This window comes from Candidatus Weimeria sp. HCP3S3_B5 (assembly GCF_052064335.1).
GTDB lineage: Bacteria > Bacillota > Clostridia > Lachnospirales > Lachnospiraceae > Weimeria.
In genome coordinates this window covers 111503-125988 of the sequence record NZ_JBQHVU010000001.1, presented here as the reverse complement: position 1 = coordinate 125988, position 14486 = coordinate 111503, and the positions used below count along the sequence as shown (strand labels likewise).

The following is a 14486-nucleotide window of genomic DNA, read 5'->3' as shown; positions in this document are numbered from 1 at the left end:
ATTATGAAAGATACAGATGAATTACAGATAAATTACGAGGGCAGTCCCTGCTACAGGATAGCTCTTACACATGACTACAGCAGGCTTTTAGACTATATCAGTAAAACCGGCAGGACCTATAGCAGGATCTGTATAGTCAGCGATTCAAACGTATCAGAGCTTTATCTGGATGCTGTAAAGGATACCCTTTGCCATGCAGCCTCACTTGTCACTCAGTTCGTATTCAGGGCAGGAGAGGCTTCAAAGAACCTTGATGTAGTGGAAGATCTTTACGAATTCCTGATAAAGTCTCATTTTGACAGACATGATCTGCTTGTTGCATTAGGAGGCGGTGTAGTTGGTGATCTTTGCGGTTTTACCGCAGCGACTTATCTTCGCGGCATAGATTTTATCCAGATGCCTACAAGCCTTCTTTCTATGGTAGATTCCTCAATAGGCGGCAAAACCGGAGTCGATTTCAGGGCCTTCAAGAATATGGTGGGAGCATTCTATATGCCCAGACTCGTTTATATGAATCTTTCTGTCCTAGAGAGTCTTCCTGCCGACCAGCTTGCATCAGGCATGGGAGAGGTCATAAAGCACGGACTTATAGCTGATAAGGCCTATCTTAACTTCCTGATAGATAAGAGGCAAAAGATCCGCTCCTTTGATCCAGATGCTATGCTTACAGTAGTAAAGAGAAGCTGTCAGATAAAGGGAAGGGTAGTTGAGACTGATCCAAAGGAGCAGGGCATCAGAGCCACATTGAATTTCGGTCATACGATCGGACATGCTGTGGAGAAGCTTTCGGATTTTTCTCTGTCTCATGGCCAGTGCGTGGCCTTAGGAATGAATGCCGCCTCATATCTATCCATGAAGAAGGGATATATCTCATCCGACGACTATAGGATGATTCTTGATCTGATATCTTCATACGACCTTCCTCTGTCAGTTCCAGCTGACAGATATGATGCAAAAAAAATTCTGGCTACGACGAAATCCGATAAGAAGATGGCTTGTGGTCATATCAGATTCATCCTTCTTAAAGAAATCGGTGAGGCTATGATAGATACAGGACTCACAGATCAAGACCTGCTGACCGCGATCGATCAGATCCTGAAATGATTTTTACGATGAAAAATATGCTGTATAAAAGCAAGAAAAAATATTATATTTTCTTTCTGATCTATATTATCCTTCTAATCCTTTTAGATCAGTGGACAAAGCAGATAGCAAGAGAAGCCTTAAGCTCAGGAAATGTAGTACTTATACCAGGCGTACTTGAGCTCCAGCTACTGTTCAATACTGGAGCAGCCTTTTCGATTCTTAACGGAAAGTCACTTGTATTCTTTATCCTGACTCCACTGGTAGCAGCCCTTGTGACTTATTTCTTCCTCCGGCTCCCCTTCGAGAGGAAGTATCTTCGTATGGCCTTCTGCCTATCCACCCTTTTCGCTGGAGCAATCGGAAATTATATTGACAGGGTTGCCTTTCATAAGGTGACTGACTTCATATATTTTTCTCTGATCAATTTTCCGGTCTTCAATGTCGCTGATATCTATGTGACTCTTTCCGTCATTTTCCTTCTTATCTTCCTGATTTTCGGAATGTCTGATGAGGATCTTAATACATGGATAAAGAAGAACAGATAGTTATAGATAAAGGATCAGAGGGAATACGTATAGACAGGTTTCTGGCAGATAATGGAGATAAGACCCGTTCATTCTATCAGAAGGCCATTGAGGACCAGAAGATCCTTGTAAACGACAAGCCAGTCAAGAATAATTACAAGCTTCGTACCGATGACATGATCACCATCCTCCCTATCGAGGAGGAGGTCCTTGATGTAAGTCCGGAAAACATTCCGCTTGATATACTCTATGAGGATTGCGATGTCCTTGTAGTAAATAAGCCCAAGGGAATGGTGGTCCATCCGGCGCCCGGACATCCTGACCATACTCTTGTAAATGCAGTCATGTACCATTGCGGTGACTCACTTTCAGCTATAAATGGAGTTATCCGTCCGGGCATTGTCCATAGGATAGACCGTGATACTACAGGCTCTCTGATAATATGTAAGAATGACCATGCCCATCTGCTTATTGCCCAGCAGATAAAGGAGCATTCCTTAAACCGGATCTACAGGGGTATAGTAATTGGAAGAATGCCTGATAGGTCCGGGACTATCGACGCTCCGATCGGCAGAAGCAGCAAGGACAGGAAGAAAATGGCTATAGACCAGGTCCACGGCAGGAGAGCGGTGACCCATTACAGGGTCCTTTCGAATTTCAGAGATTATGCCTATTGTGAATTCAGGCTGGAAACCGGTCGTACACATCAGATAAGAGTTCATATGGCCTCTATCGGGCATCCTCTTCTTGGGGACACTGTATATGGTCCGTCAAAATGTCCGTTCAGACTTCAGGGACAGTGCCTGCATGCAATGACACTGGGCTTTATCCATCCCACAACAGGGAAATATATAGAAGTAAATGCACCTCTTCCGGATTATTTTGTAAGGCTTTTAAAGCTTCTTAAGGATAAGTAGGTCCAGAGGCTACTGATCCTTTCTGTGAAAGTCAACAGCGTTTGCAGCCTCCTTCTTGTGCTCATCCTCAATAGCAGCATAGTAGTCGATCGTGGTGTTTATATTCTCATGTCCCAGCACATCAGCTACAAGCCTTATATCACCGGTTTCCCTGTAAAGGGCCGTGCCATATGTGCTCCTTAGCTTATGAGGAGTGATATGTTTATTTGGGACGACCATCCTTGCATATTTTTTCACAAGTCGCTCAATAGCATCAACGCTCATCCTTTTTCCCTGGAGTGACAGAAAGAGAGCCTTCTCATGGCCGTCCTTAGGGATTATTCCCTTTCTTTCGCCATCCATATAGTCATCTAATACCTGGTGGACCTCATCTCCAAAATACAGGACGTCTGTTCCGCCACCCTTTCTTACTATGGTGATAGTATTTACCTTAAGATCTACATCCGTGCAGTCAAGCCCGTTGCACTCTGAAACACGGATCCCTGTATTCAGCATCAGGGTAAGTATGGCCAGATCCCTCTGCTTTGTTTTCTCACAGTAGATCCTCTGACGCTTTGACATAGAGGCATTACCGTTCTCTATCGCTGAAAGTATTGCCTGAACCTCATAATTTGACATACGGATTATATTCTTATCTTTCTTAAGCCTTGGGAGCGGGACAAGGACTGTCGGATCTTCCTTTATGTTCTTATGGATCAGATGATAATGGAAAAGACCACGCAGAGGGGCCATTTTCCTTGCGATCGCCTTCTTGTCATTCTCATGAATGGTCTTTGAATCGCTGTCTAAGTCAAGGCGGAGATATCTCTGGTATTCGGCAATATCCTCGGATGTGACCTTTTCTAATATTTCAAGCCTGAAATCCTTGGTACTTAGTCCTTTGCAGATAGGATTTGTATCGATCATATACTGGAAAAATGTGATCAGATCATAGCAATATGCGACCAGGGTACTGGTCTGTGATGTCATTTCCTTGCTGTAGATATAGTCACATGCAAAGCCTGGCAGCCTTGAAAGAAGCTCCCGCAGCTTTATAGTCTGTTTGTTTTTCTTTTCCTTATAGAAGTCTGAATCCTTAGCCATAATAAAAAGCCTCCAATAAAATCTATTATACATGATTACAGATTGCTTTTCAATATAAAATGCGGATAAACAGATATTTATCCGCTAGATAGATACCGGAGGTCGTTAGGGGTTTATGGACTACCCCCTAGGCCCTAACCTCTCAGTCATCCCTGTCTGCACTCCCAGCTATCAGTATCATCCTAAACAGCTGAAGAAAAGCTGAGAACAAAGCTGCTACATAGGTCATGGCTGCGGCGGCTAGCACGCTTCTTGCTTTTTTCACCTCATCTCTTTCAAGAATCTGAGATTCTGACAGGATCTTTAGAGCCCTGTGGGATGCATTGAATTCGACAGGCAGAGTTATTAGCTCAAAGGCAATCACGAAAAGGAATACAATAATTCCAATATTTGCAAGCTTAGGTGAACCAAGTATCACGCCAAGAATAAGAATAGGCCACGACAGATAAGAGCCAATATTGGCCAGAGGAACAGATATGGCTCTAAGTCTTAACGGTCCGTAATTCTGCTGATCCTGAATAGCATGTCCACATTCATGGGCAGCAACTCCTATAGCTGCAACTGAGGTCTTTCCCATAACAGCGTCTGAAAGATTAAGGGTCCTATTGGAAGGATTATAGTTGTCGGTGAGATTTCCGTTAACATGCATGATCCTTACGTCCATTATTCCGGCGCTTCTAAGGATCATATCGGCTACCTGTTCTGCAGTCACTCCTCTTCTGTTATGAACCCTGTCAAAGCGGCTATAGGTGATATGGACCCTGGCAGAGGCAATAGCACAGATTATAGCGCCGATTATTACCAGTATATAGGTTGGATCAAAATAATACATGAATGGATACATAAGCTTCTCCTTTCCCCGTTTCTTTCAAAACATTTTATCATAAGGGACCCTTCAATGCAATCGGCTTGAAGTCGGATTGCTTCGGTGGTAGAATAACGATAACCCTCTGAAAGGAAAAAGCTATGAATATGAGATTTTATGACGGAGAGCTTCCCTATTTCGGCTTCGATGCCTTTTTGGAACTTCCCTTTATTAAGCATATGTTTACTACAAGGCGGGGAGGCGTAAGCCAGGGATATTATAAAAGCCTGAACTTAAAGTCAGGTCTTTCTGATCCCGAAACCAATGTCAGGGAGAATTTCAACAGGGTGGCAGGGGCTATGGGATGCAGCGCAGAAGATCTGGTCCTTACCGACCAGACACATACAGCCCGTGTCATTGCTGTAGGAGAAAGTGACCGGGGAGCCGGCCTTATTAAGGAAAGAGGCTATCATGATGTGGACGGACTGGTTACAGACACGAGAGGGCTTGTACTATCGGTCTTCTCAGCCGATTGCCTTCCCCTTATCTTCGCTGATCCGGTAAAGAAATGCATAGGTGCTGCCCACTCCGGATGGAGGGGAAGTGTAAAAAAAATAGCTCTGAATACTATAAAGGCTATGCAGGAAAATTACGGATCAGATCCGGCTGATATCATCTGCGGGATTGGTCCTGCTATCTGCGGAAACTGCTATGAGGTAAGCGACGAAGTAGCCGAAAAATTCAAGGCGGTCTTTCCTGATAAGGCCGACCAGATACTTAGGAGGAACAGACCAGGTCACTTTCTTCTCGATCTGAAAAGAGCAGTTGCTATCACTATGGAGGAGGCCGGAGTCCGTAAAGAAAATATCCATATCAGCGATATATGCACTTGTGAAAATCCTGATCTCCTCTTTTCTCACAGGGCAAGCCATGGCAAGCGCGGAGTCCAGGGAGCATTTATCATGATAAGAGATTAGCTCATATGCTTATAGGGAGAAAGACTCATGCTTTCAAAGGAATGAGCAGTATTGTATACACTTAGTGCCTGATCTAAAAGAGGAAACATCATTACCGCCCCACTGCCCTCTCCGAAGGCAAGCCCGGCATGGATTGGAGCCTTAAGGGACATCTCCTTTAGTATAAATGGAGAAAGCTTTTCTCTTCCCAGCTGGGAGGCGATCATGAAATCCCTTGCTCCTGGAGACAGCCTCTCGGCAAGAAGGGCTGAGCAGAGACTTACTGCCCCGTCAATTATAAGAGGGATATGGTATTTTTTGCCCCCGATGAAGGCTCCTGTCATTGCCGCAATCTCTGCGCCTCCGCTGATCGAAAGGATCTCAAGCGGAGTTTTCTTATAGAGATCATATTTTTTTATAGTCTGACCTATCACTCTTTCCTTATAGCAAAGTCCATCCATTGAAAGGCCGGCGCCCCTCCCTGTCACATCTGTGGCAGATAATCCCAGAAGCGATGCAGTGATAAGTGAGGCACATGTGGTATCTCCAATCCCCATCTCACCTACTGCAATGATATCAGATGATAATTCTCTTACGGTCTCTATCCCGGCATCAATACACTGTCTTGTCTGTTCAATTGTCATAGCCGGCTCATAAATGAAATTCTTTGTTCCTCTGACTACATTCTTATCAATGATATTTGTAGAAACAATATCGTTCCTTATGCCAGCATCGATACAGATTACATCGGCTCCGGCACAATATGCCATTTCATTTATCGCACTCCTGCCCTCTGCGATCTCATCTGCTACCATAGCTGTGACGCTGCTGTCGCTCTGTGAGACCGGGGTATCAGATATTCCGTTATCTCCGCAGAAAACAAGGACTCTTTTTTTGTCAAGAGAAATGTCACTTGTCCCTTTTATTCCTGCTATCTGAACTATCAGATCTTCGAATTGTCCAAGCCCGTAAAGAGGATGGGCTATGCCATCCCATCTCTCCCTTGCTTCCTTCATCGCAGCCTTATCAAGTGAGCACATGATCCTTCTCCTTTCCGGTAAGGTTTACAACGATTATACCAAGTGATACCAGAAGCAGGGCCACAAGCGACTGGAGCCTTATGGCCTGGTCGTATTCTCCCAGTATAATGGCCGAAAGGAGAACTCCGATGACAGGATTCATGAAACCAAATACTGCTATCCTGCTTACAGGATTATGTGAAAGCAGGATGCCCCATAGAGTATAGGCACAGGCAGAAATAAAGGCCATATAGATTATTAACATTATGCCAGGGGCGCCGGCTCTGGCAACAGACAGATGGCCTCCGCTAAGACAGCCTGTTATAAAAAGCAGCAGTCCACCGGCCATGAACTGATATCCGCATAGGGCTACGGTATCATATTTCTTCGAAAAAAGCTTTATGAAGGATGATGAGAAGGCGCCTAAAAGAGCTGATATCAGTATAAAGCCCTCTCCCATAAGAGTAAAGGAAAAGGCCTGATGGATACCGTTTATCTGAATTAGCATTACCCCGGCAAAGCCGAGGACAGTTCCAGCTATCTTTCTAGGGCTTAGCCTTTCAGTCCTGAAGATAAGTGCCGCTATAAGTATAGTCATAAAAGTACCTGAGGCCTCGATGACGGATGAGCTTACTCCGGAGGCATGGGCAAGTCCAATATAGAAAAAATAATACTGTCCGAAGGTCTGGAAGGCGCATAGGGCAAGTATACAGGGAATGCCACCTGGCCTTACTATAAGAGGCTTTTTTTTAATAAAACTTCCTGCCACTATTACCATGCAGCCGGCAAGAAAAAACCTTACCCCGGCAAAGACAAGGACAGAAGCCGTATCCGATGACGGTATCTGAAATATCCTGTAGCCTGACTTTATCGACGGGAAGGCACTCCCCCACAGGAAGCAGCAGATAAAGGCGATCAGTATCACAAATGGTGTTTCAGCCCAGATCGTTTTCTTTTCTGACATCAGTTACTCCTTTCCAGAAATCCTCTATGATCCCGGTAACATTTTCTTCAGTGACATTTACTATATCGTCCCATTCTCTTGGAAAGAGACATCTGTAATCATATCTCAGATAGCGGTCGTCTAAAAGAGCGATCACTCCACTGTCATTTTCAGTACGTATAAGTCTCCCAGCCGACTGCAGGACCTTGCTTACAGCCGGATAGAGATAGGCATAATCAAAGCCCTTCCCATAGAGGCGGTCATAATAGTCGCTTAATATGGTCTGGGTGAAATTCACCTGAGGCAGAGGGACACCTGCTATTATTACCCCGATAAGGCTTTCTCCGGTCAGGTCTATCCCCTCGGAAAAAATCCCTCCGGCGACAGCAAAGGCGGCAAGAGAAGTCTTTCTCTCCTTCTTGAATTCATCAAGAAAGCCATCCCTGTCATCCTCTGTCATCTCAGGAGTCTGAAGCAGTATATAGTTTTTTCCCTTATCCATTCTTTCACTGATCTGTTCAATGATCGCATAGGATGGAGCAAATATCAGGTAGTTGCCCTTATGGGACGATATTATCTTTTCTATATAAGCGGCATAACGGGCATACATTGAATCGCTTCTTCTCTTATACAGGCTTGTAACTCCACCTCCAGCTATTATTAGCCTCTTTTCTCTTGAAAACGAGCTTTTCGCATAGACAGCAAATGGCTTTTCTACAGTACAGGACAGATTTTTGTAATATGAAAGCGGCAGAAGGGTAGCCGAAAAAAGGACGGAGGACCTGGCTGCGTCAAGCCTGTTCTGCAGCTTAAGTGAAGGATCTATGCAGAAGAGCCTTATGGAACTGTTCTTCTCCTCGGAATGCACCCTTATCACATATCTCTGATCAAGCTCCTCATAGATCTCAAGGAAAAAAGAAATATTAAAATACATCTGTCTCAGATTCTCGATCTGATCATATCTGTTGCTTTCATCGTCGAGAAATTCGTCAAGGAAGGCCTTTAGCCTTAATAGCTTCGGAATGAGACTGTCGAGATCCTTAGCAATAAAATCCCCTTTCCTGTCCGAACAGATCTTATCTATTGCGTTTATTACCTGACTTATCCTGCTCCTAAGCTTGCTAAAGCCCTTTGGAACCTGCTTTCTTACAGCAAACAGCTCTCCTGCCGAAAGAGACGCTGAATACATCCTTCTGCCACGTTCCGGAAGATTATGGGCCTCGTCTATAAGAAATATATACTGATCGCTGTTATCTCCTGCAAAGAATCTTTTGAGATATGCCCTGGGGTCAAATACATAGTTGAAGTCTCCTATAATATTGTCACACCAGTCACAAAGATCGTATTCGAGCAGATAGGGACATACCATGGACCTTTTCCCGGTATCTGTAAGTATATCTCTGGAAATGATGTCCTCGCTTATTAAAAGCTGGTACATGGCATCATTTATCCGGTCGAAATGTCCCTTTGCATACTTGCAGAAAAAGGGGTCGCAGACCATCTTATCGTTTATGCACATTTTCTCCTTTGCCGTAAGAGAGACGGTCTTTCCCCGGTAGCCCTTTTCCTTAAAAAGCAGGAAGGCATTTTGCGCATTTCTTGCGGTCATGGTCTTTGCAGTTAGGTAAAAGATCTTATCTGCCATGCCCTCTCCTACTGCCATAAGTGACGGAAATATAGTGGAAAGTGTCTTTCCTGTACCAGTCGGCGCCATCAGAAAAAGCAGTCCCTTGTGCTCTATGCTTCTGTATACGGAGGCTATAAGATCGAACTGGCCAGGCCTGTAATCAAACGGAAACCTAAGCCTGTGTATGGAATCAAGACTTTCTCTGCTGAAATTATAGGAAAAGTCAGACCATTTCCTGTATTTTTCTACCAGATCGGTAAAAAATTCCCTGAGTTGGTCAGCCGAATAGCTGTATGTAAACCTTTTTATGGCCCCGGAATCGATATTGCAATAGGTAACAGTTATATCAGTCTCCTTAAGATTATTTGCAAAAAGAAATATAAAGCCATAGCACTTAGCCTGAGCTATATGTAAGGGATCAGGCTCCTTCATAAGACGCAGATCCCTGTAGGTTCCCTTGATCTCATCGATCCCCGTGCCTAAGCTTCTTTTTAGCTCAGGAAAAAATCCCTTGTCAATACTATAGGCCTTAAGGGAGTCAGGCATTATGCCCTTTTCTGATGCTTTTGACTTTTCCTTATAGATAATCCCATCAGCTCTCCCCTGTACTATCAGATCATAATCCCCCATATCTATAGTGACAGAAAGAGCAACCTCCGCATGATAGTCACTTCCGGCGCTGCTCTGAAGCTTCTTATGGATACGAGCTCCGGCCTGCATTGATTCCAGAGTATCACGGATCTGCATGCCCTCGCTAATATCACCGGATCTTAGTATGAATTCTACCAGTCGCCTGACTGAAATACTAATCTGTTTTCTTTCGCTCATAGAATAGATTATAACACAAAAAGAGATAAGGAGCTTATCCTTATCTCTTTATCATCATTTATAAAGCCGTATCAGAGATTTGTAAGACCATCTATCTGATCGGCGGCGCTATCCGCAAGCTCGGGACCACTAAGCGATCCATCTGCCCTTTCAAGGCCAATGTAGCCTGGCTCAGATGAAAGAGAAGCCTTTCCCGATACAAGGACGATTATTCCTGCATCGGTAAGAGCCCTGATTGCAGCGGATGAAGCAGCCTGTTCCGAAAGAAGCAGCACATGCTTTCCTTTTCCGAGGAGTTTTTTCTCGATCAGCTCTGCTGTATCCTTATCAATATGATCTGAAGCATCGGAAAGAGCAAAGACACCTGCCTTCTGCCCCAGCAGTCTGGCTCTTATCTCAGCTGTCACTCTTCCATCAAGGACTGACTTAGAATCAAGTATCTGCCTTACTACTCCGCAGGCACTTGTCATATATGAGATCCTGTCTATAAGGATAAGCTCTCCCAGAGTCTTGTGCTTTTCAAACTCATCTACCACTATCTTTTCAGTAAATGCGACTACTACCCTTGCAATCTCATTCTTCTTCAGAGACCGAGCCGGCTTTCTCTCACCGGTATTTACATCTGTTTTATAAAGGATGTCAGTAACTATACCAGGAATCTGCCTTGTCCCAAGCTTCACGAAGAAATTCTTACCCTTTGTAAGCTCCTCGTCATCCATCCAGAGCAGCTCGACCTCTACCCTGTCTGAAAGAGGAAGACTGGTATCCTTTGCTATAACAGCTCCTCTGGATACATCTATCTCCCTGTCGAGTGTGATAGTAACAGGCGAACCAATAGAGGCCTTATCGCTTTCCTTTGCTGCCTTAAGGATGCCCTTTACCCTGGCCTTCTCAAGGCTTGGATAAACAGTGATCTGATCTCCGACTGCTACAGATCCGGCCTCTATCTGACCCTCGAAGCCACGGAATGTGTGATCAGGACGGCATACTCTCTGGACAGGCATATAGAAGCCCTCTTCATTCTCGCCGTGATCGATCTCTACATTCTCCAGATAGTCAAGAAGGACAGGGCCGCTGTACCACTTCATCTTGTCAGATCTTCTTGTGACATTATCACCCTCTGTGGCAGAAACAGGTATGCTTATCACATGAGAAAGGCCAAGCGTATCGCTAAGCTCCTTAAGAGAGTCCTGGATTTCTCTGAATCTCTCCTCGCTGTAATCGACAAGATCCATCTTATTGACTGCATAGACGAAGTATCTGATGCCCATCAGCCTGGCAATGCGGCTGTGACGTCTCGTCTGGACCAGGACTCCCTGTGAGGCATCCACAAGTATAACTGCAAGATCTGCAAATGAGGCTCCTACAGCCATATTTCTCGTATATTCCTCATGACCTGGAGTGTCAGCTACTATAAAGCTTCTCTTGTCGGTAGTGAAGTATCTGTAGGCTACATCTATAGTGATGCCCTGCTCTCTTTCTTCTGTTAGTCCGTCTAGTAGAAGTGAATAATCGATCTTACCGCCTCTGCTGCCTACCTTAGAGTCAAGCTCCAGAGCCTTTTCCTGATCGGCATATAAAAGCTTTGAATCATAAAGGATGTGTCCGATCAGTGTGGATTTCCCATCGTCTACTGATCCGCAAGTAATAAATTTTAGTAAATCGTTCATTTAGAAGTATCCTTCCTTCTTTCTACGTTCCATGCTGCCGACCCCCTCGTGATCGATCACACGACTTGTACGTTCTGATTCTACAGCACCAAGTGTCTCCTCAATGATCTCGTCCAGAGTAGTGGCGTCTGATTCAAATCCACCTGTAAGAGGATAGCAGCCTAAGGTTCTGAAACGGATCTTTTTCATCATAGGCTTCTCACCAGGCTTAAGGCGCATCCTGTCGTCATCTACCATGATAAGGTTTCCGTCCCTTTCGACACAAGGACGCTCTGCAGCGAAATAGAGAGGAACTATATCTATATTCTCTCTCTTGATATACTGCCAGATATCCTTCTCTGTCCAGTTGGAAAGCGGGAAAACCCTTATGCTCTCACCCTTATGGATCATGGTATTGTAAAGCTTCCACATCTCAGGTCTCTGGTTCTTGGGATCCCATGCCTGAGCAGCGTTACGGAAGGAAAGGATCCTCTCCTTTGCTCTTGACTGCTCCTCATCACGTCTTCCTCCACCGAAGGCAGCAGTAAAGCCATACTTGGTAAGAGCCTGCTTTAAGGCCTGTGTTTTCATTATGTCTGTATATGAGGCGCCGTTATCGAAAGGATTGATTCCCTTCTTTCTGCCCTCCTCGTTTGTATATACGAGCATATTCAACCCGTATTTCTTTGCGGTTTCATCGCGGAACTTTATCATTTCCTTGAACTTCCAGGTGGTGTCTATATGAAGGAAAGGAAAAGGAGGCTTCTGCGGATAGAAAGCCTTTAATGCAAGGTGAAGCATGACCGATGAATCCTTTCCAATGGAATATAGCATTACCGGCTTCTCACACTCTGCGGCAACCTCCCTGATAATATATATGGCTTCTGCCTCCAGGGAGTCAAGATGTGATTTCTCGCTCATTTATTTAAGCTCCTTTCAGATCGATTTTAGTATCCCTTATTTCCTATCGGGTTACTATGTTAATATAGCAGATAATTCCTCTGTTGTCAAGATACTTATAGGATTTAGGGATCAGGAAATAGTATGTTGGATTTAGGGCCGAACTAATATTTATTTGATTCTGTCCTGTCTGTCTCCACAAAAAGCTTCATTCCGTCAGGTGATTCGAAGATCCAGTGAAGCACATTCCCTGAATGCTTCACTATCATAGAGGTTCCGTCTCCGCCTATATCCGCACCCAGATACATGCTTATGGCATTAAGGGGACAGATCTTTACACAGGTAGCGCAGCCCCAGCAGTCTCTTGGGTCACGCATATGAGCCTTGTTATCCTCTCCTATCACGAAAAGATTGCCGGGACATTCTTCAACGCACTTCCTGCAGCCTATGCATTTCTTTGGATTTATCCTTATGCTCAATTTTTGTCCTCCTTTTTTATCTTTCGGTAGATGATCTTTACATTACCATCGTTATAAACAGAATTCACGAAATAATTCCCGAATTTCTCGCTCTTGTCCGGATAGTCCGAATTGGAGTCAAATACCGGCCAGCGGGTCTCCTTTCTGGCCATAAGATGGGCAATAAGCACCAGGCAGACAGTAAGTCTTTCCCTGAGCTCATAGATCTTCATCAGCTCATAGTTATCACAGGCGCTAAGTGTATCAGAAAGTCTGATCAGATCACGGATCCTCTTATCAGCAATCCGAAGTCCTGCCTCGTTGAATCTGTAGTAGGTGGAGATACCTCCGGCATACTGATCCATTATCTTCTGCATAGTCTCCTCGAGATCGTCTTCCGAATAACCTATACCCTGATTCTTAAAGAATCTGTCATATTCATTTACTATATTGCCGACCTCCTTATCAAATGTCTTTGGAGATGGCATACGATTCTTCGAGTTCGCCTTCAGATAAGAAAGGATCCCCTCAGCCGCGATCTCTCCCTCTGCAATAGCTCCTGTCACATATTTCTGAGGGGCGCCGCCAGCAATATCCCCTGCAGCAAAAAGAGCTTCTATCGTCGTGCTTCTGTCATTTTTTACCCAGTAGCCACTCGCTGTGTGACCACCTACTACATAAGGCTCACTCCCCTCTATCTCGACATTTTCCTCGGAAGGGAATTTGCCTGACATCCATTTCAGGGTCTGCTGGGGAGCCATATTAAGATATGCCTTTATCAGATCATCGTCGGTTTCCTCCGAGATCCCCTCGGTTTTCAGATAGCAAGGGCCGTTCCCCTTCATATTTTCAGCGACAGAGGCATATACTCTCTCAGACGTAGTATTTCCATACTTATCCTGATACTCCTCTCCCTTAGCATTCATCTGAGGAGCACCGACACCGAATGCTATAGTTCCTGTTGGAGCTATGGTATCCTTACAGCGCAGGGCCACGAATCTCATCTCAAAGGTAGTCATTTCAGCGCCTGCCCTTATACCCATAGCCAGTCCGGCTCCTGTGTTGAATGGAGGATACCACATCTTATGCCTTGAAAATCCAGGATTATTTGGCTTATACATTCCGGCAGCTCCGCCTGTTGCTATAAGAGTAGCCTCAGCATAGATTTCCACAGCCTGCCTTGTGAGGACGTTGAAGCCAACTGCTCCGTAGACCCTCCTGTCCTTTATTATAAAATCAGTAATATTGATATGATTTATCACTGTAACAAGAGGCGCATCATCTACCTGCTTTGCTAAAAGAGGCTTTATATTCTCTCCGTTTATCTTTACATTGCGCCAGCCACGGGTAGCATAATGTCCATTCTTATCCTTAAGTACAGGCAGTCCGGCCTCCTCAAGCCTCCAGGTGACCTGATTTACTCTTTCACTTATGGAAAGAAGCAGGTCCTCCCTGGCAATTCCCTCAGCATCCTTCATAGCATAATCTACATAGTCCTCTGGCCTATGTCCCTTTGAAATATAGGCGTTTAAGGCATTGACACCACTTGCAAGGCAGCCGCTTCTTTTTATATTTGCCTTTTCAGCGACTATGACCCGAAGACCACTGTCCTTTAGCCTTATAGCAGCTGCACATCCGGCGGTACCGCCTCCTATTATCAGAACATCAGTCGTATATAACTTAAGATCCAT

Annotated in this window: 13 protein-coding genes; 4 read left to right on the top strand and 9 right to left on the bottom strand. The window is 44.7% G+C overall.

All coding sequences use genetic code 11. The features are described 5' to 3' along the window. Positions 1 to 3 precede the first annotated feature (3 nt). Genes aroB through ACTNCK_RS00610 form a run of 3 tightly spaced genes read left to right on the top strand, consistent with a single transcriptional unit; the run spans position 4 to position 2527 of the window. Complete coding sequence (gene aroB, locus ACTNCK_RS00620; RefSeq protein WP_441080334.1) at positions 4 to 1104, top strand: 3-dehydroquinate synthase; 1101 nt, start codon at positions 4 to 6, stop codon at positions 1102 to 1104. 8 nt (positions 1105 to 1112) lie between these two features. Next, entirely contained in the window at positions 1113 to 1631 is a 519-nt protein-coding gene (gene lspA / locus ACTNCK_RS00615) for a signal peptidase II (protein WP_441080333.1), read from the top strand. Then, on the top strand, positions 1610 to 2527 hold the full coding sequence (locus tag ACTNCK_RS00610) for an RluA family pseudouridine synthase (protein ID WP_441080332.1): 918 nt from the start codon (positions 1610 to 1612) through the stop codon (positions 2525 to 2527). The genes lspA and ACTNCK_RS00610 overlap by 22 nt, the downstream gene beginning before the upstream one ends. A gap of 9 nt (positions 2528 to 2536) precedes the next feature. On the opposite strand, the gene ACTNCK_RS00605 is transcribed toward ACTNCK_RS00610, so the two are convergent. Together ACTNCK_RS00605 and ACTNCK_RS00600 are read right to left on the bottom strand one after the other, a co-directional pair. Beyond that, positions 2537 to 3610, bottom strand: a complete 1074-nt coding sequence (locus ACTNCK_RS00605) for a tyrosine-type recombinase/integrase (RefSeq protein ID WP_441080331.1) — start codon at positions 3608 to 3610, stop codon at positions 2537 to 2539. A 142-nt stretch (positions 3611 to 3752) separates the two neighbouring features. Then, positions 3753 to 4454 carry a zinc metallopeptidase gene (locus ACTNCK_RS00600; protein ID WP_441080329.1) on the bottom strand — a complete coding sequence of 234 codons (702 nt, stop codon included), beginning with the start codon at positions 4452 to 4454 and terminating at the stop codon, positions 3753 to 3755. 122 nt (positions 4455 to 4576) lie between these two features. Between ACTNCK_RS00600 and pgeF the strand changes: the two genes are divergently transcribed. Next, positions 4577 to 5392: a peptidoglycan editing factor PgeF gene (gene pgeF, locus ACTNCK_RS00595; protein ID WP_441080328.1), complete on the top strand. Its 816-nt coding sequence runs from the start codon at positions 4577 to 4579 to the stop codon at positions 5390 to 5392. On the opposite strand, the gene ACTNCK_RS00590 is transcribed toward pgeF, so the two are convergent. From ACTNCK_RS00590 to ACTNCK_RS00560, 7 genes are all read right to left on the bottom strand, one after another. After that, complete coding sequence (locus tag ACTNCK_RS00590; protein WP_441080327.1) at positions 5389 to 6411, bottom strand: nicotinate-nucleotide--dimethylbenzimidazole phosphoribosyltransferase; 1023 nt, start codon at positions 6409 to 6411, stop codon at positions 5389 to 5391. The two genes, pgeF and ACTNCK_RS00590, sit on opposite strands and share 4 nt — an antisense overlap. Beyond that, the gene (locus ACTNCK_RS00585) at positions 6398 to 7354 is read right to left on the bottom strand and encodes a DMT family transporter (protein ID WP_441080326.1); all 957 of its coding nucleotides are present in this window, start codon (positions 7352 to 7354) and stop codon (positions 6398 to 6400) included. Before ACTNCK_RS00585 ends, ACTNCK_RS00590 begins: the two co-directional genes overlap by 14 nt. Beyond that, entirely contained in the window at positions 7326 to 9788 is a 2463-nt protein-coding gene (locus tag ACTNCK_RS00580) for an ATP-dependent DNA helicase (protein ID WP_441080325.1), read from the bottom strand. Before ACTNCK_RS00580 ends, ACTNCK_RS00585 begins: the two co-directional genes overlap by 29 nt. 71 nt (positions 9789 to 9859) lie before the next feature. Further along, positions 9860 to 11458: a sulfate adenylyltransferase subunit 1 gene (locus tag ACTNCK_RS00575; protein WP_441080324.1), complete on the bottom strand. Its 1599-nt coding sequence runs from the start codon at positions 11456 to 11458 to the stop codon at positions 9860 to 9862. Next, on the bottom strand, positions 11459 to 12358 hold the full coding sequence (gene cysD / locus ACTNCK_RS00570; RefSeq protein WP_441080323.1) for a sulfate adenylyltransferase subunit CysD: 900 nt from the start codon (positions 12356 to 12358) through the stop codon (positions 11459 to 11461). Between the two features lie 143 nt (positions 12359 to 12501). Next, a complete protein-coding gene (locus tag ACTNCK_RS00565) occupies positions 12502 to 12816 on the bottom strand; it encodes a 4Fe-4S dicluster domain-containing protein (RefSeq protein ID WP_441080322.1) in 315 nt (104 codons plus the stop codon). After that, the gene (locus tag ACTNCK_RS00560; RefSeq protein ID WP_441080321.1) at positions 12813 to 14486 is read right to left on the bottom strand and encodes an adenylyl-sulfate reductase subunit alpha; all 1674 of its coding nucleotides are present in this window, start codon (positions 14484 to 14486) and stop codon (positions 12813 to 12815) included. Before ACTNCK_RS00560 ends, ACTNCK_RS00565 begins: the two co-directional genes overlap by 4 nt.